General features: G+C 73.4%; 10 protein-coding genes and 1 other RNA gene. 6 read left to right on the top strand and 5 right to left on the bottom strand.

The annotated features are described in order from the left end of the window. Positions 1-94: 94 nt before the first annotated feature. Both MKK64_RS05740 and addA read right to left on the bottom strand, forming a co-directional pair. On the bottom strand, positions 95-1231 hold the full coding sequence (locus MKK64_RS05740) for an S-(hydroxymethyl)glutathione dehydrogenase/class III alcohol dehydrogenase (RefSeq protein WP_147727892.1): 1137 nt from the start codon (positions 1229-1231) through the stop codon (positions 95-97). Positions 1232-1443: 212 nt separating this feature from the next. Continuing rightward, positions 1444-4896 (bottom strand): double-strand break repair helicase AddA, encoded by a 3453-nt coding sequence (gene addA / locus MKK64_RS05735; protein ID WP_243932592.1) that lies wholly within the window; start codon positions 4894-4896, stop codon positions 1444-1446. 222 nt (positions 4897-5118) lie between these two features. Between addA and MKK64_RS05730 the strand changes: the two genes are divergently transcribed. Further along, positions 5119-5805 carry a YoaK family protein gene (locus MKK64_RS05730; protein ID WP_243932591.1) on the top strand — a complete coding sequence of 229 codons (687 nt, stop codon included), beginning with the start codon at positions 5119-5121 and terminating at the stop codon, positions 5803-5805. A 118-nt stretch (positions 5806-5923) separates the two neighbouring features. Here the strand turns inward: MKK64_RS05730 and MKK64_RS05725 are convergent, their stop codons facing one another. Continuing rightward, positions 5924-6805 carry a polysaccharide deacetylase family protein gene (locus tag MKK64_RS05725; RefSeq protein ID WP_243932590.1) on the bottom strand — a complete coding sequence of 294 codons (882 nt, stop codon included), beginning with the start codon at positions 6803-6805 and terminating at the stop codon, positions 5924-5926. Positions 6806-7023: 218 nt separating this feature from the next. Between MKK64_RS05725 and MKK64_RS05720 the strand changes: the two genes are divergently transcribed. The 4 genes from MKK64_RS05720 to MKK64_RS05705 all read left to right on the top strand — a co-directional run bounded on the left by MKK64_RS05720 (position 7024) and on the right by MKK64_RS05705 (position 10904). Then, complete coding sequence (locus MKK64_RS05720) at positions 7024-8298, top strand: O-antigen ligase family protein (protein WP_243932589.1); 1275 nt, start codon at positions 7024-7026, stop codon at positions 8296-8298. A 100-nt stretch (positions 8299-8398) separates the two neighbouring features. After that, positions 8399-8497, top strand: an RNA gene (gene ffs, locus MKK64_RS05715) — signal recognition particle sRNA small type. Positions 8498-8586: 89 nt separating this feature from the next. Then, positions 8587-10515 carry a DNA polymerase III subunit gamma/tau gene (locus tag MKK64_RS05710; RefSeq protein ID WP_243932588.1) on the top strand — a complete coding sequence of 643 codons (1929 nt, stop codon included), beginning with the start codon at positions 8587-8589 and terminating at the stop codon, positions 10513-10515. 65 nt (positions 10516-10580) lie between these two features. After that, positions 10581-10904: a YbaB/EbfC family nucleoid-associated protein gene (locus tag MKK64_RS05705; RefSeq protein ID WP_147729577.1), complete on the top strand. Its 324-nt coding sequence runs from the start codon at positions 10581-10583 to the stop codon at positions 10902-10904. A 73-nt stretch (positions 10905-10977) separates the two neighbouring features. On the opposite strand, the gene MKK64_RS05700 is transcribed toward MKK64_RS05705, so the two are convergent. Together MKK64_RS05700 and MKK64_RS05695 are read right to left on the bottom strand one after the other, a co-directional pair. Beyond that, on the bottom strand, positions 10978-11415 hold the full coding sequence (locus MKK64_RS05700; RefSeq protein ID WP_147729576.1) for a DUF3429 domain-containing protein: 438 nt from the start codon (positions 11413-11415) through the stop codon (positions 10978-10980). Between the two features lie 149 nt (positions 11416-11564). Then, complete coding sequence (locus MKK64_RS05695; protein ID WP_243932812.1) at positions 11565-14930, bottom strand: hypothetical protein; 3366 nt, start codon at positions 14928-14930, stop codon at positions 11565-11567. A gap of 286 nt (positions 14931-15216) precedes the next feature. Between MKK64_RS05695 and MKK64_RS05690 the strand changes: the two genes are divergently transcribed. Beyond that, positions 15217-17001 (top strand): acyl-CoA dehydrogenase C-terminal domain-containing protein, encoded by a 1785-nt coding sequence (locus MKK64_RS05690; RefSeq protein ID WP_243932587.1) that lies wholly within the window; start codon positions 15217-15219, stop codon positions 16999-17001. Positions 17002-17031: the final 30 nt, after the last annotated feature.

Below are 17031 nucleotides of genomic sequence, written 5' to 3'. Positions count from 1 at the left end.
GCTCTGGGGCCGTGACCGGCCGATGGGTCGATACAGGCTCCTCCCTCCCCCGCAGAGGGGGGGAGGGAAGCGCGCGTCGGTCCGAGTGTCGGTCCTAGTACAGCACCACCGAGCGGATCGACTTGCCCTCGTGCATCAGGTCGAAGCCGTGATTGATCTCGTCGAGCGGCATGGTGTGGGTGATCAGGTCGTCGATGTTGATCTTGCCCTCCATGTACCAGTCGACGATCTTCGGCACGTCGGTGCGGCCGCGCGCCCCGCCGAAGGCCGAGCCCTTCCAGACGCGGCCGGTGACGAGCTGGAACGGGCGGGTCGAGATCTCCTTGCCGGCCTCCGCCACGCCGATGACGATCGACTCGCCCCAGCCGCGGTGGCAGCACTCGAGCGCCTGGCGCATCACGTGGACGTTGCCGGTGCAGTCGAACGAGAAGTCGGCGCCGCCGCCGGTGGCGTCGAGGATCGCCGCGACGACGTGATCGTTGCCGACCTCCTTCGGGTTGATGAAGTGCGTCATCCCGAACTTGCGCGCCATCTCCTGCTTGTCGGGATTGATGTCGACGCCGATGATCTTGTCGGCCCCCACCATTCGCGCGGCCTGGAGCACGTTGAGGCCGATGCCGCCGAGGCCGAACACCACGACGTTGGCGCCGGGCCAGACCTTCGCGGTGTAGATCACCGCGCCGATGCCCGTGGTGACGCCGCAGCCGATGTAGCAGACCTTGTCGAAGGGGGCGTCCTCGCGGATCTTCGCCAGCGCGATCGCCGGCAGCACGGTGAAGTTCGAGAAGGTCGAGCAGCCCATGTAGTGGAACAGGGTGTCGGACCCGCCCGGGCTGCCGCCGGTGGAGACGCAGGAGAAGCGGCTGGTGCCGTCGGGCATCACGCCCTGGCCCTGCGTCGCGCGGATCGCGGTGCAGAGGTTGGTGCGCTGCGACAGGCAGGACTTACAGCCGCGGCATTCGGGCGTGTAGAGCGGGATCACGTGGTCGCCGACCTTCAGGTCGGTGACGCCGGCGCCGATTTCGCGGACGATGCCCGCGCCCTCGTGGCCGAGGATCGCCGGGAACTTGCCCTCCGAGTCGAGGCCCGAGAGGGTGTAGGCGTCGGTGTGGCAGATGCCGGTGGCCATCACCTCGACGAGGACCTCGCCGGCCTTCGGCCCCTCGATGTCGATGGTCTCGATCGTGAGCGGCTTCTTCGCCTCCCACGCCACGGCTGCGCGCGTCTTCATGATGTCGGGTTCCCTGTGCCTGGACGATAACGGACGGCGTCGACAGGCGACGGCGCTTCGGATCGCTCCACCTGGCGGCGGCGATCCGAACGGCCCGAAATACGAGACGCCTGATGCTGGTTCTCGGCCTCGGACGCAACCGCCATTTCCGCAGGGGGACCCCGCCGCAGGCGCGGACCCGGCCGCTCAGGGCCCTGACGCGCGTGGCCGCGTCACGCCGCGGCCAGCCCGAGCCCGGCCAGCGCCTCCGCGATCTCCGCCTCGCTCAGGAGCCGGATCACCGGTCCCGAGGTCCAGACCAGCATCGGGCGGATCGCGTGGTCCGGGTAGATCCGCGCGAGCAGGCGGGCGTAGAGGGCGATCTGCGCGGTCTCGGGCCGCGGCGGCGGCGCGCCCTCGGCGGGCGGCCGGCCGGTCTTGAAGTCGGCGAGCCGCACCGTGCCGTTGGCGACCGCGAGGCGGTCGATGCGGCCGAAGACCGGCCGCTCGATGCCCGCGACCACGACCCGCCCCGACAGGCTGACCTCGGCCCGCGCCTCGCGGGCGAAGAGCGGCGCGAGGTCCGGCGTCGCGATGAGGTTCAGGGCCGCCTGCACGATCGCCGCGCGCTTCGGGCGCGAGAAGGACGGCGCGCGGGCGGCCACGAAGGCGGTCGCGGCGCTCTCGCGGGCGGCCGGGTCGAGGCGCGGCAGGTGCTCCAGCAGGGCGTGGATCAGCTTGCCGCGCCGGCGCGCCTCGGTATCGGCCTGCCGCGGCGGGATCTGGCGCTCGCCGTCGGCCGCGCGCATCGCGCCGGACGGGCTGATCGGCGGCGCCGGGGCCGCCTCGGCCGCGACCGGCTCGCGCAGCCAGGACGGCAGAGCGCCGGGCTCGGGCGCCGCCTCGGCCGGCGCGGTCCCGGTCTCCGGCCCGGATCCGTCCCGCCACAGGGTGGCCGGCCCGTAGGCGGTCTCCACCGCCTCGCCCTCGCCGAAGGCCTGCACCATCCCGGTGCGGATCATCTCGCACCAGGCGGTCGGGCCCACCGGCGTCTGGCCGCGGAACGGCGCGACCACGAGCCGGTCGGCGGCCCGCGTCATCGCCACGTAGAGCAGGCGGTTGTGCTCCTCCCGCGCCCGCGCGTGCAGGGTCTCGCGCGCCGCGCCGATCGCCTCGGAATCGTAGGGCTTCGCGCTCGACCAGACCGGCGGGACGTCGCCCGGCATCGCCAGCAGCGGCGGGTCGTTGCCCCCCGGCGCCTCGCAGCCGTCGATCATCACCACCACCGGGGCCTCCAGGCCCTTGGCGCCGTGCACGGTCATCACCCGGACCTCGTCGCGGCCGGATTCCATGTCGCGCTTGACCGTGTGGCCGGCCTCGCCCCGGCCGCCGGCGCAGTAGCGCGCCAGGAAGCCGGCGAGCGAGGGTGCGTCCGCGCCCGCCTCGGCCTGCGCCGCGCCGAGCAGGAACACGTCGATCGCGTCGCCCGCCTCGCCGCCGAGGCGCGCGACGAGGCGGGCCCGGCCCTCGCCCGGCCCGAGCAGGGCGGCGTAGAACCCGAACGGCCCCTGCGCGCCGGCGGCCGCGATCCAGCCGGCCAGCGCCCCGCGCCCGACGATCGCGGCCGGGTCGCCCGCGTCCGCATGCCGGGCGAGCGCGTCCTCCAGCGTCTCGGACCGGTCGCGGCCGGCGGCGATGCGGACGAGATCCTCGTCGGTGAGACCGACCAGCGGCGTCTTCAGCGCGCAGGCCAGCGTCAGGTCGTCGGCGGGCAGCAGCCCGGCGCGGCCGATCGAGACGAGGTCGGCCACCGCGATGTGCGCGCCCACGTCGAGCCGGTCCTGGCCGGCGACCGGCACGCCGGCGCCCTTCAGCGCGCGGATCACCTCCTCGAAGGCCGGCCCGCGCTTGCGCACCAGCACCAGCACCTCGCCCGGCCGCCAGACCCGGCCGCTGGTGTCGCCCGCAGTGACCCAGGTCCGCACCGCGCGGGCGATCCGGCGCGCGGTGACGATCGCCGGCGCGTTGGCCTCCGGCGCGTCCACGGGCGCGGCCCAGGCATCGGGCTCGACCTCCTCCACCGGCTCGGCGATCGGCCACAGCTCGACGGTGCCGGGCGCGCCGGCCCGCGCCGTGGTGTGGACGGTGCCGACCGCCGCATCGTCGAAGCCGAGGCCGTCGTAGTGCTCGGGCAGGTGGAAGGTGGCGTCGACCGCCCGCAACACGCCGAGGGTCGAGCGGAACGACAGCTTCAGGTCGACGTCCTCGAACCGGAGCTTGGCCGAGCGCGCCTCGCCCTTCCACTTGCCGTGCATCGTCGCGAACTCGCGCGGCTCGGCGCCCTGGAAGCTGTAGATCGACTGCTTGGGGTCGCCGACGGCGAAGCGGGTGCGCAGGGTCTCGCGCGCGCCGGCGCCGGTGGCGAACTCCGCGGTGATCCGGTCGAGGATCTGCCATTGCTGCGGGTTGGTGTCCTGCGCCTCGTCCACGAGCACGTGGTCGACGCCGCGGTCGAGCTTGTACAGCACCCAGGCGGCGTCGACCCGCGCGAGCAGGTCGAGGGTCTTGTGGATCAGGTCGTCGAAATCCAGCGCCCCGAGCTTGGCCTTCTGCGCCTCGATCCGGCGGTGGATCTCGGCGGCGAGGGTGAACAGCGCCTCGGTGCGGGCGAGCGCACGGGCGCTGCGCAGGGCGTCGAACAGCGGCGCGAGCCGGTCGCGCTCGTCGATCAGCGCCGCGCGCACGTCCTCGGGGACCGCCTTGGTGCCCAGGCTCTTGTCGGCCTTCGGCTCGTCCTTGGCGGTGAAGAACACCGCGCGATAGAGGTCGAGCGCCTCCGGCCGGCCGTCGGCGGCCTCGGCCGCGAGCAGGCCGTCGGCGAGCTTCTCGTCGGTCGCCTTGCCGGTGCGCAGGCGCTCGGCGAAGGCCGGCTTGTCGGAGATTCCGTCGTTCAGGATCGTCTCCACCAGCGACGCGTCGGTTTGGCCCGCGGCGAGGCCGAGGGCGGTGCCGAGCCGGGCGAATTGCCGCGTCAGCCCGCCCCGCGCGGCCAGCACCGTGCGCGCGGCCATGGCCTGCCGGATCGCCTTGCGCAGCGCATCGCCCGTCGCCTCCGGCGTCACGAGGTCGAGGGCGTGGCCGAGCCGCGCGTCGCCGCCGATTGCGGCGGCCAGCACCTGGTCGGTCTCGTTGGCGAACATCTCGCGCGACAGGTTCTCGTCCAGCACGGCGAACCGGGCGGGCACGTTGGCCTCGAACGGGAACATGTGCAGCAGCCGCTCGCACAGGGCGTGCAGCGTCTCGATCTTCAGCCCGCCCGGCGTCTCGACCGCGCGGGCGAACAGGCGCCGCGCCGCATCGAGGTCGGTCGGCGAGGCGGTGCGCCCCGTGAGCGCGGCGAGCTCGGCCGACAGCGCCGCGTCGCCGAGGGTCACCCAACGCCCCAGCGTCCGGAAGATCCGGATCGACATGTTGGCGGCGGCGGCCTTGGTGAAGGTCAGGCACAGGATGCGCGACGGCGCGGCCCCGTCGAGCAGCAGGCGCACCACCCGGTCGGTGAGCACCTTGGTCTTGCCCGCCCCGGCATTGGCCGAGACCCAGGCCGAGGCGCGCGGGTCGGCGGCGCGGCGCTGCGCGTCCTCGGTTCCGGGATCGACGACGAAGGCCTCGCCCGCTTGGCGGCTCATGAACGCATCCCCAGGGGCCGCCCCGCGGCCCGCGACGGGCGGACCATCGGGCGTGGGCGGGCGGATCGCAAGCGCGGCCGCGGCGAGGCGGTGTCGCGGCCTGGGCTCGGCCCGGCGAGCGCCCGCTTGCGGTCCGGCCCGGACGCCTGGAAGGTCCGCGCCCCGGGCGCTCGGCGGATGGCGAGCGGCGACCGGCTCGGACGGGCAGGAGAGCAAGGCATCGTGTTCACCCCATCGCTCAGGGACGCCGTGATCGGCGTCGGGCTCGCCTTCGTCGCCGGCTTCGTGGACGCCGCCGCCTTCATCGCCCTGACCGGCCTGTTCACCGCCCACGTCACCGGCAACTTCGTCCTGATCGGCGCGGAGCTGGTCTCGACCTCGACCGGCGTCCTCGCCAAGCTGCTCGCCCTGCCGACCTTCATCCTGGCCGTCGCGCTCACGCGCCTGATCGCCCTGGCGTTGGAGCGGCGCGGGACGTCGCCGCTGCGCCCCTTACTGGCCCTCGAGGCGGCCGTCCTGATCGCCTTCGCGATCTTCGGCGCGGCCCTGTCGCCGCTCGGCTCGCCGGACGGCGCGCGGGCGATCGGCATCGGCATGCTCGGGGTCGCCGCGATGGGCATCCAGAACGGCATCGGGCGCCTGGTGATCGGCCACCTCGCCGCGACGACGGTGATGACCGTGAACGTCACGCAGGCCGTCATCGACATCACCGACCACCTGTGCGGGACCAAGCTCGGCGCGCAGGCCGGCGCCCGCCTGCGGCGCACGCTGTCCGCGGTGCTGGCCTTCGCGGCAGGTGCCCTGGCCGGCGCGTTCGGGGTCGCCGCCCTGTCCTTCTGGTGCGTGCTCGTGCCGGCCCTGGTGCTGATCGGGTTGCTGGCCGTTCCGGACCCGACCCCGCCGCGATGATCCGGGCACTGGGTCGGAGCGGACCATCCGCCTTCGGTTGACCACTCGCGGCGAGCCTTCAGGCCCTCACGTGAGGCGGCGCCGTCCTCCGTGCTGGTCCCGTCGCGACGGGACCGCCTCAGCCCATCACCTGCACCGCGTGCTCGGCGATCGCGCCCGCGGTGGTGAGCCAGACCATGTCGCGGTGGGCGGCGATGCGGGCCAGCACCGCGCGCAGGGGGCGCAGGCGCTGCGGCTGGCCGACGATGTAGGGGTGGAGCGCGATCCCCATCACCAGCGGCGCGTGGCGCGACTGCTCCAGCATTTCGTCGAAGGCGTCGGAGATCGCGTCGGCGAAATGCCGCCCGGTCTCCTTGCGGGCGACGATCGCCGGGATGTCGTTCAGCTCCTGCGGATAGGGCACCGAGAGGATGCGGCCGCCGTCGCGGGTCCCGAACCAGGTCGGCTGGTCGTCGTGCGCCCAGTCCAGCAGGTAGCGGTAGCCCGCTTCGGCCAGGAGGTCGGGCGTCGCCGTCGACTGCGAGATCCACGGGCCGAGCCAGCCGGCGGGCGGGCGGCCCTCGTGCTCGGTCAGCAGCGCCGTCGCCTCGGCGATCAGCGCGCGCTCGCCCGCCTCGTCGAGGCTGCCCTGGCGCTCGGCGTTGGAGCGGCCATGCCCGACGATCTCGTCGCCGCGGGCGCGGAAGGCCTCGATCAGGCCGGGGCAATCCGCATAGAGGCGGCTGTTGACTAGGACGCTCGCTGGCAGCGCGAGCGCGTCGAGCATCGCCTTGATCCGCCACGCCCCGACCCGGTTGCCCCAGTCGCGCCAGGCGTAGTTCAGCACGTCGGGCTGCGGCCCGCCGGGGGCAAGCTCGGCGCCGAGCCCCGATCCGAAATCGAAGGTCTCGAGGTTGAGCGCGACGTAGACCGCCAGGCGCCGGCCACCCGGCCAGTCGTAGAGCGGCCGGTCCGGCAGCGCGCTGTAGCCGTAGCGGCCGTGGCCCTTCGAACTGTCCATCCGTCCTCCGGTTTCCGAAAGCACTCGGGGATGCTGCGACGGGACATGGGGTAGAAGGGGCGGGGGGCAACGGAGCGGCGACGTGCAATCCGCAGCGCCCGCCGGCCAGCCGGGATCAGCCCTTCTCTTCGTCCGCCGTCGCAAGCCTTTCCAAACGTATCCCGTGCAAGGTCGGCCCTCTCCGGTCGCCGAGGGTGCCGGTCTTCGAGGAGGCGTGCATGCGGATCGCCAAGGGAGGAATCGTCCCGGCCGAGCTGCAGCGTGCGGTTGCAGTGTCCGGAGGCGCGTCCCTGAGCCGTCTCGACCGGCTCGTGATCCTCGGCGTCGGCTTCGCGCTGCAGTTCAACGTGCTGACCTCGACCTTCGGGCTGCCGTTCATGCGCCTGTCCGACGCGCTGCCCTTCCTGACGATCCCGTACTTCCTGCTCCGCCCGCGCATCCTGTCCACGCTCCTGGCGCGGGCCCTGCCGATCGGGGTGGTCGTCATGCTGCTCGTCGCCTCGCTGCTGGCGAAGGCCGACGTCCAGCAGGGCGACCTGTACCTGACCCTGGTGCTGCTTCTGTACTTCGTCCAGGCGACCCAGCTCGTGATCCTGCTCCGCGATCCGGCGGGCGCCGACAGCTTCGCGGCCGGCACGCTCGGAGGCTTCGCCGGGTCGCTCCTGGTCCTGGTCGCAGCCTCGGCCGGCATCGACCTCATCGGCGTCGGGCTCGCGGTGCCGACCGACGGCCTTGAGCCGGAACTCGTCCTGTTCATGAAGGACAAGCTCGGCGGCCTGTGGGCCGCCGGCAACGAGACCGGGCACGTCTTCGCGTTCGCCGGCGCCGCTGCGGCCTACCTCTGGCACCGCACCGGCCGCAGCGCGATCTACATCGCGTATTTCGCCGCGCTGCTCGTCAGCTTCCCGCTGACCAACAACCGCGCCGGGCTCTTCCTGCCGGCGATCGTACTCGGGCTGATCCTCCGGAAGAGCGTCAGCGTCTACGCCGTGCTGCTGGGGGCCGCCGCCATCTGCGGGCTCGTCATGCTGTTCAGCGCCACCGGCTATGCCCCCGTCCCCGAGCAGCTCCAGTCGGCGATCGAGAAGCGGTTCGTCGCGGACAGCCACGCCGACAGCAACATCCTCGAGCGTCTCGATTCGACCGCGGCCGGGCTGCAGCTTGCCGCCGCCCATCCGTTCGGCCTCGGCAACGTCTCCAAGGAGAACCAGCTGCTGATGATGGCCGGCGTCGGCACGCCGCACAACGCCGTCGTCACCCTCGCGCTCCAGAGCGGCGTCCTCGTCGTGCTCGCCTTCCTGGCCGGAACGGTCCGGATCGTCCTCGCCCCCCAGCGGTTCGGCCCGCTCCCGTTCTACACGGTGCTGTTCATGGTGCCCTCGCTGATGTTCGAGGAGCTGTCGATCAACCAGGTGTTCCTGTTCGGCTTCGCCCTCGTGCTCGCGGCCTCCGCGATGACGCGGAGCGGCGATCCGGCGGGCGCGCAGGTCTGATCGCGCCGCGTCCGGCCCGGCCGTCGACGCCGGGGGTTGCAGCCGGGGACCCGGTGCCCCGCCCGCTTGCCATCGCCGGAAGCTCCCGCCATATAGGCCGCGGGAGGTTGGCGAGGGACGTTTCACTCGCCAACCGGGTCAGGTCCGGAAGGAAGCAGCCCTAACGAGACCGAGCGGGTCTTCGTCCAGCCTCCCACCTCGTTCCACCGCAGGAACCGCGGGTCGATCGGCCTGCAGCGGCGGCCAAGGCACGACCGCGAAGAGCGAAGACGCACCCCCGAAGAGCGCATGGACGCGAGCACCGGCACGCCTGACGACGAGCCGGGCCTGCCCGGGTTTCCGGCGCCTGCCCTCGCGCAGACGCCGTACCGCGTGCTGGCGCGCAAATACCGTCCCAAGGATTTCGACGACCTGATCGGCCAGGGCGCGATGGTGCGCACGCTCGGCAACGCGTTCGCGGCCGGGCGCATCCCGCAGGCCTGGATGCTGACCGGCGTGCGCGGCGTCGGCAAGACGACCACCGCCCGCATCCTCGCCCGCGGCCTGAACTACGCGCCGGTCGGCGCGCCCGACACCGGCCCGACCATCGCGATGCCGGGGCTCGGGGTCCATTGCCAGGCGATCATGGAATCGCGGCACATGGACGTGCTGGAGATGGACGCCGCCTCGCATACCGGCATCGAGGACGTGCGCGCGATCATCGACGGCGTGCGCTATTCGCCGGTCTCGGCGCGCTACAAGGTCTACATCATCGACGAGGTCCACATGCTCTCGGGCAACGCGTTCAACGCGTTCCTGAAGACGCTGGAGGAACCGCCGCCGCACGCGAAGTTCGTGTTCGCGACGACCGAGATCCGCAAGGTCCCGATCACCATCCTGTCGCGCTGCCAGCGGTTCGACCTGCGCCGGGTCGAGGCCGACGTGCTCTCCGCCCATCTCCAGAAGATCTGCGCGGCCGAAGGCGTCGGCGCCGAGGACGAGGCGGTGGCCGCGATCGTGCGCGCGGCGGAGGGCTCGGTGCGCGACGCGCTCTCGCTGCTCGACCAGGCCATCGCCCACGGCGCCGGCGCCGTCACCGCCGCAGGCGTGCGCGACATGCTCGGGCTCGCCGACCGGGCCCGCATCCTCGATCTGTTCGAGGCGGTGATGCGCGGCGACGTGCCCGCGGCCTTCGCCGAGCTGCGCAGCCAGTACGAGTCCGGTGCCGACCCGTCGGTCGTGCTCTCGGATCTCGCCGCCTTCACCCACCTCGTCACCCGGCTGAAGCTCGCGCCGGAGGCGGCGGCCGCCGACTCGACGCTGAGCGAGATCGAGCGGCGGCGCGGCGGCGATTTCGCCGGCCGCCTGCCCGTGCGGGCGCTGTCGCGGGCCTGGCAGATCCTGCTGAAGGCGATACCCGAGGTCCAGAGTGCGGCCCGCCCGCTCGCCGCGGCCGAGATGGCTCTGGTGCGGCTCGCCTACGCCGCCGACCTGCCGACGCCGGACGAGGCGTTGCGACAACTCAGGGCCGAAGCGCTCGCCGCCGGTGCGCAGGAGGGCGACGCACCGGCTCGACCAGCCCTCACCGCCCCGGCGCCCCGCGCGATCGCGCCGCCTCCGCCGGCCCCCGTCTCGGTGCCGCCTCCGGCGCCCGAGCCGGCCGCCGTACCGCCGCCTGCCGAAGCGCGGCCCCTGCCGGAGGCGCGGCCGCTTCCGCCGCCGCGTCCGGTCCTGGTCCCGGCACCGGCCGCGCCCGCGCCCGTGGTGCAGGGCCGGCCCGCCGAGCCGGCCGGCCCGCGCCTGTCCCGGTTCGAGGACGTGGTGGCGCTCGCCGACATCCGCCGCGACATCCTTCTGAAGTCGGCGCTGGAGCGCGAGGCGCATCTCGTGCGCTTCGAGGACGGCCGCATCGAGTTCCGTCAGGCGGACGGCGGGCGCCCCTCCCTGCATGCCGACCTCGCCAAGGCGCTCGAGCAGTGGACCGGCCGCCGCTGGATCGTCACGCCCTCGCGGGAGGCGGGCGCGCCGACGCTCGACGCGCAGGCCCGTGCCGCGATCGAGAGCCGCCGCGAGAACGCCGCCTCGCACCCGTTGGTGCGCGAGGTGCTGGCGCGTTTCCCCGGCGCGCAGATCGTCGACGTGCGCGACAACGCCCCCGAGGCGGCCTCCGCAGGCCTCGAAGCCCCGGCAGGCCTCGACGAGGCCGCGACCGAGGACGGCGAGGCCGACGACGCCTGACGCTGGCATCCGCCCGCCCGGCTTCCCAGATCACGCTTCACCCCACGAACGAGAGACCGATCCGCATGCGCGACATCATGGGCATCATGAAGCAGGCTCAGGCCATGCAGGAGAAGATGGCCGGCCTCCAGGCCGAGCTCGACACGGTCGAGGTCTCGGGGGCCTCCGGCGGCGGCTCCGTGCGCGTGACGATGACCGCCAAGGGCCTCGTCAAGGCCGTCGCCATCGACCCGAGCCTGATGGTCGCCGACGAGCGCGAGATCCTCGAGGACCTGATCCTCGCCGCGGTCAACGACGCGCGCGGCAAGGCCGAGCAGGCGGCGCAGGAGCGCATGGCCGAGCTCACCAAGGGCCTGCCGCTGCCGCCCGGCATGAAGCTGCCGTTCTGAGGCCCGGGCCGGGTCCCGCGCAGGCCGATCGCCGGGGGAATGGGTCGTCGACGGTCGGCGACCCGCGCGACGATCAGGCCGCGACCAGGAGGGCGGCGCCGGCGACGCCCGAAAGCACCAGACGCAGGCGACCGAGCCAGACCGGGACGAGGCCGCGCCGGGCGAGGTCCTGGTCGACCACGCCCCAGGCGAGCACCAGGATGCCGAGGGTCCGCAGGTCCCACGGGGCGGGGGCCGCGAGCGCGGCCCATGCCAGAAGCGACGGGACGATGGCGATGAGGTAGTCGGCGTTGCCGGCGTTGCGCGCCGCCGCCGCGCCCCAGCGGATGCCGCCGAGGAAGGACGCGATCACCGCGCCGTAGGCCGAGAGGATGGTGCGCGGCGACAGGCCGATCGTGCCGAGGCCGCCGTCGCTGCCGCTGACGGCGAGCGCGGCGAAGCCGACGAACGGAATCAGTCCCGCGACGCCAAGGAGGACGGCGCCGGTCGGTACGGGGGAGACGCGCGCCATCCGACCTCCGGGCTGCCCGCTGCGGATCGGCGGTCGCATATCGAATCACGTATCCTACGAACGCCGCCGCGGAGGGTTCCCGCACTGCGGCATCATGGTCAAGCTTCCGCCGCCCGGAACGCCGGCCCGGGCCACCCGTGCGCTCGCGCTCAGACCCCCTTGCGGGCGGTCTGGCCGAGGGCGGGAGCGATCGGGGCCGGGGCGCCGAGCAGGGTCATCGGCCCGGCGGCGTCCTTGGCGACCGGGGGTTCGTTGACCGCGCGGTCGAGCCGGTGCGGCTTGAAGTTCGCGGCGATGCTGCGCGCCGCGGCGAGGTCGGCCGGGCTCAGCTTGGTCGCCACGTCGTCGCGCTTCTTGCCGGCATCCTCGTCGCCCTGCGCGGCGGCGGCGGCGAACCAGGCGTAGGATTGCGCGAGGTCCTGGGTCAGGCCGAGGCCGCGGGCGTAGAGCACCGCGAGGTTGTACTGGCTGTCGCGCACCCCGTACTCGGCCCCCTGCCTGAACCACGAGGCGGCCGAGGCGTAGTCCGGCTTGCCGGTCGCGCTCGGGTTCTCGGCGTAGATCACCGCGAGATTGTGCATCGAGCGGGCATGGCCCTGCTCGGCGGCGCGGCCGTACCACATCTTGGCCTTGTCGAGGTCGCGCACGAGGCCGGCGCCCTTCTCGTAATGACCGGCGTACTTGTACTGGGCCGGCGCGTAGCCGGCGCCGGCGAGCTTCTCGTAGAGCTTGGCCGCCAGCGACAGGTCGCGCGGCAGGCCGCGCCCGTCCGCGGCGCGCCCGGCCAGTTCCCAGACCGCGGTGCCGTCGCCGTCCTGCGCCGCCTGGCGGAGCTTCGACAGGCCGGCGGGCAGGGTGGCGAGGTCGCCGGCGAGCGAGGCCATGCTCGACACCTGCGGCACCGCGCTCCGGGCCTGCGCCGCCTTCGCCTCCGCGGGGGCGGCGGTGGCAAGCGCCTGCGTGGTCTGCGGGTCGGCCGGGGCAGGGCGGGCCTCAGCCGGCATCGCCGGCTCGGCCTTGTCCGCGCGAGGCTCGGCCTTCGAGTCGCTCTTGGGCGCGGCGGACGCGTTGGTGTCGGCCAGCACGGTCGGCGGCTGGGGCGCGCGCGCCGTGTCGCCGTTCGCGGTCGGGCGCATGCTGATCGCCTGCAGGGCGCCGAGCGCGAGCACGATCGCCGCGAGGCCGAGCAGCAGCGGCCGGCGCCGGCGGTTGATCTCGGCGCGCAGGCGCGCGACCGGTCCGTCGCCGGCCGCGTCCGCGACCGGCATCGGCCGGCGGGCGGCGGAGCGCGGCTCGCGGCGGCCGGCCGAGAGGTCGGCCTCGGAGGCGACCTCGGCCTGGGCGGCCTGGGCGGCCCGGCGGGCGGCGGCGATGAAGTTGGTCTTGATGTCGGTCGCGCCGTCCGCCTCGGCGGGCTCGGCCCGGTCGCGGGCCTGGCGCTCCCGAGGGGCGGCGTCCTTGGACGGACGCGCCGCGCCGGGCTCCAGCAGCTCGTCGCCGGCCCGGGCCGTCTCGGGGCCCGTCGCGGCGGCGCTCGGAAGCTCCGGGCGCCGGGCGGTGCGGGGGCGCGGCGCCTCGACGGTGGTCGAGGCGAGCAGGCGCTCCTCCAGCGGCACCGCGCGGTTGCCGATCGGGGCGCGGGCCGGCGCGGCGGCCGGGGGTGCGTCGAGGCGCCCGGTCAGACGCTCGAGGGCGGTCTGCACCCCTTCGAGCGTCGTGGCGAGGCGCTGGTCGGACGCCGCCTGCCGGGCCTGCATGTCCGCGAGGCCGGCGCGCAGCAGCCCGAACTCACTCGTCTCGGCGTTGCCGCGCCCGCCGATCGAATCGGCCACGGCGCTGCGGGTGGCACGGGCCACGGCGGCCTCGATCGGCGCCTCGTCGCGGAGCGCGGAGACCTGCTTGAGCAGGTCGCCCATGGACCGCTCCAGGCTTGCGAGCGTCGGGTCGCCGCTGCGGGCGTCGAGCCGGTCGGCGATCGACACCACCTGCTTTTCCAGGGCGTCGAGGCCGTCGTCGCCGGAGCGCGCGCCGACGCGGTCGACCTTCTCCGCGAGGTTGCGCAGCATGGCGTGGATCGAGGCGACGTCGCCGCCCGGCATCGCCGGCATGCGCAGGCTCTCGCCGAGGCCTTCCAGGCGCCCGATCAGGTCGCCCACCGGCTGGGTGCTGACGCGGTCGACCTTGTCCGACAGCGCGTCGATCCGCCCGAGGATCGCCTGAGAGCTGGCCGCGTCGGCGCCGTGTGCGCCCGCCTGCATCGCGTCGAGCTTCGAGGCGATCGCGTCGATCTGGTCGACCAGCGCCGCCGGGGCGGGAACGCTGGCGTTGAGGCCGCTGCGGATCTCCTCCAGCAGAGGGCGCAGGGCGGTGTCGCTGCCCGCGGTCGCGGCCTTCTGGAGCTGGGCGATCTGCGCGCTGATCGCCTGGACGCCGGCGGCGAGGCTCTGGATCCGCTCCGGCCCGGCGAGCGCCGCGATCAGGCGGCGGATCTCCTCGATCTCGTCGAACAGGTGCTTGAGCGCGTCGTGATCGACGGCGCTGCCGTGCCCGGTGGCGACGACGGCATCGAGCCGGGAGGCGAGGCGCTCGACCTCGCCGGCCACGCGGGTGTGGACGTTCTCGGCCACGTCGTCGGCCAGCCGCTCGACCTGCGCGCGGATCAGCTCGATCGGCTCGGCGATGGCGGCGAGGTCCGCCGGCGCTCCGGCGCGCTCGACGCCGCTGGCCAGCGAGATCACCGCCTGCTCCAGGGCGCCGAGGTCGCGCCGCGTGGCGAGATGGCCGATCGATTCGCGAAGCCGGTTCGTCTCGCGGCGCAGCTCGGACACCGCGGTGTCCGGCAGCGCGGTGTCCTCGACCGTCGCGTCGAGGCGGCGGGCGATGTCCTCGCGCATGGTCGCGACCACGCTGGCGCCGGCGTTCTCGCCGAGCTCGCGCTGGCGCTGGCGGATGTCCTGCACCGCATCCTGGATCTCGGCGGCCGCCGGGCGGCCGCGCCGGCCCGGGGGCCGGGTCGCCGCGAGCTGCTCGCCCAACGCCGACATCCGGCGCTCGATGTCGCCGAGGCGCTCGGCGACCTGCTGGACCGGGGCGGCGCTGGCGCCGATCGCCGCGCCGATGCGGGATTCGATGTCGGCGATCCGGCGCTGGGCGGCGTCCTCCACCGACAGCCGCTCCTCGGCGAGGGTGCGGTCGAGCCCGTCGATGCGCGCGAGCAGGGCCTGGATGGTCGCGCCGAGAGCGCCGTCCGGGGCGGCGTCGGGCATCGTCGCGGCGGCGGGAGCCGGCGCGGCCTGTGCGGCCGGCCGGGACGTCCCGAGATCCGAGGCGGGGCGGCGCGGCACCTTCGTGCTGGATTTCGCCGCCGCCTTGACCGAGCCCGCCTTCGCCTTGTCCGGCACGACGGAGGCGATCCACGTTTCCAGCGGGACGCCGGCGCGGCGGGCCACGTCGCGGGCAGCATCGAGCACGTCGGGATCGAAGTTGTCGAAGCTCGGCGTCGCGGTTCGGGTCATCATCGGGCCTGCGTTCGGCGGCGTTCGGCACCGGGCCCCGGCCACGTTCGCGCACGCTTGCGACGTGTCCGGAACGCGGTCCTCGGATCGGTTGTCCAGGACCATTAACTTTCTTGGTAAACACCGGGTTAAGAGGTCGAACATGGGTTGCATCGGTCGAAACCGCGGAACCCGGCCGCACCCCTCTTGCCCCCGGACGGCGGGATAGTTTATATATGAACTATCGAGAGACCCACCGCTCCGCGACGGACCGGGCAGGGCCTCCGCCCCCTTGGAGGATCGACACATGCCGAGCTATCGCGCCCCGGTCGAGGACACCCTGTTCCTCCTCAACGACGTGCTCGGCTTCCACAACCATGCCAACCTCGCGGGCTTCTCCGAGGCCACGCCGGACATGGTCGAGGCGGTGCTGAACGAGGGCGCCAAGCTCGCCGACGAGGTGCTGGCCCCGCTCAACCGCGTCGGCGACCTCGAAGGCTGCCTCCGCCGGGCCGACGGCTCGGTGACGACGCCCAAGGGCTTCAAGGCGGCCTACGACGCCTACGCCCAGGGCGGCTGGATGGGCCTGTCGGTGCCGGAAGAATACGGCGGCCAGGGGCTGCCGCACACGCTGAACACCGCGATCCAGGAATTCGCCTCCGGCGCCAACCTCGCGCTCGGGATGTATCCGGGCCTAACGCAGGGGGCGATGGCGGCTTTGCTGGTTCACGGCTCGGACGAGCAGAAGAGCACCTACCTGCCGAAGATGGTCGAAGGCGCCTGGACCGGCACCATGAACCTCACCGAGCCCCATTGCGGCACCGATCTCGGCCTCCTGAAGACCAAGGCCGTGCCGAACGGCGACGGCTCCTACGCGCTGACCGGCACCAAGATCTTCATCTCGGCGGGCGAGCACGACCTGTCGGAGAACATCGTCCATCTCGTCATCGCCCGGATCGAGGGCGCGCCGGCCGGCACCAAGGGGATCTCGCTCTTCGTGGTGCCGAAGTTCCTGGTGAACGCGGACGGCTCGGTCGGCGCGCGCAACGGCGTGTCCTGCGGCTCGATCGAGCACAAGATGGGCATCCACGGCAACTCGACCTGCGTGATGAACTACGACGGCGCCACCGGCTGGCTCGTCGGCCAGGAGAACCGCGGCCTCAACGCGATGTTCGTGATGATGAACGAGGCGCGGCTCGCCGTCGGCGTGCAGGGCCTCGGCCAGTCCGAGGTCGCCTACCAGAACGCCGTGGCCTACGCGAAGGACCGGCTGCAGGGCCGCTCGCTCACCGGCGCGAAGGCGCCGGACAGGGCCGCCGACCCGATCATCGTCCACCCCGACGTGCGCCGCACGCTGATGGGCATCCGCGCCTTCAACGATTCGGCGCGCGCGCTGATGCTCTGGACCGCGCTGCAATCCGACATCTCGCATCGCTCCGAGGACGCGAAGGAGCGCCAGACCGCCGACGACCTGCTCGGCCTGCTCACCCCCGTGGTCAAGGGCGTGCTCACCGACCGGGGCTTCGCCAACGCGGTTGAGGCGCAGCAGATGTTCGGCGGCCACGGCTACATCGAGGAATGGGGCATGTCGCAGTTCGTGCGCGATGCCCGCATCGCGATGATCTACGAGGGCGCCAACGGCATCCAGGCGATGGACCTGATCGGGCGCAAGCTGCCCAAGGACGGCGGTCGCGCGATGATGACCTTCCTCGGCGAGGTCCAGGCCTTCATCAAGGACAACGGCGAGGACGAGGCGCTGAAACCCTTCACCGGGCCGCTCCAGGCCGGGCTCAACGACCTGCAGGGCGCCACCATGTGGTTCATGCAGAACGCGTTCTCGAAGCCGGACAACGCCGGCGCCGGCGCCACCGACTACATGTATCTCCTCGGCCTCGTCGCGATGGGCTACATGTGGGGCAAGATCGCCAAGGCGGCGAACGCCAAGAAGGCCGAGCGGCCGGAGCGCATGGAGGCCAAGCTCGCCATCGGCCGGTTCTACATGGAGCGGGTGCTGCCCGAGACCGCGATGCGCTTCGGGCGGGTCAAGGCCGGCGCGGACACGACCATGGCCTTGCCGGCCGAGGCGTTCTAATCACGCCCTTCCCTCCCCCCTCTGCGGGGG

Origin of the sequence: Methylobacterium sp. E-025 (assembly GCF_022829705.1) — a bacterium.
GTDB lineage: Bacteria > Pseudomonadota > Alphaproteobacteria > Rhizobiales > Beijerinckiaceae > Methylobacterium.
The sequence above is the reverse complement of the archived record's forward strand: the minus strand, read 5'-3'. Positions and strand labels throughout refer to the sequence as shown.

Bases quoted from the DNA above. Each gene is read 5' to 3' on its own strand.
- MKK64_RS05690 (WP_243932587.1), top strand. From the start codon at position 15,217: ATGCCGAGCTATCGCGCCCCGGTCGAGGACACCCTGTTCCTCCTCAAC.
- addA (WP_243932592.1), bottom strand. From the start codon at position 4,896: ATGAGCCGCCAAGCGGGCGAGGCCTTCGTCGTCGATCCCGGAACCGAG.
- MKK64_RS05710 (WP_243932588.1), top strand. From the start codon at position 8,587: ATGGACGCGAGCACCGGCACGCCTGACGACGAGCCGGGCCTGCCCGGG.
- MKK64_RS05700 (WP_147729576.1), bottom strand. From the start codon at position 11,415: ATGGCGCGCGTCTCCCCCGTACCGACCGGCGCCGTCCTCCTTGGCGTC.
- MKK64_RS05695 (WP_243932812.1), bottom strand. From the start codon at position 14,930: ATGACCCGAACCGCGACGCCGAGCTTCGACAACTTCGATCCCGACGTG.
- MKK64_RS05740 (WP_147727892.1), bottom strand. From the start codon at position 1,231: ATGAAGACGCGCGCAGCCGTGGCGTGGGAGGCGAAGAAGCCGCTCACG.
- MKK64_RS05720 (WP_243932589.1), top strand. From the start codon at position 7,024: ATGCGGATCGCCAAGGGAGGAATCGTCCCGGCCGAGCTGCAGCGTGCG.
- MKK64_RS05705 (WP_147729577.1), top strand. From the start codon at position 10,581: ATGCGCGACATCATGGGCATCATGAAGCAGGCTCAGGCCATGCAGGAG.
- MKK64_RS05725 (WP_243932590.1), bottom strand. From the start codon at position 6,805: ATGGACAGTTCGAAGGGCCACGGCCGCTACGGCTACAGCGCGCTGCCG.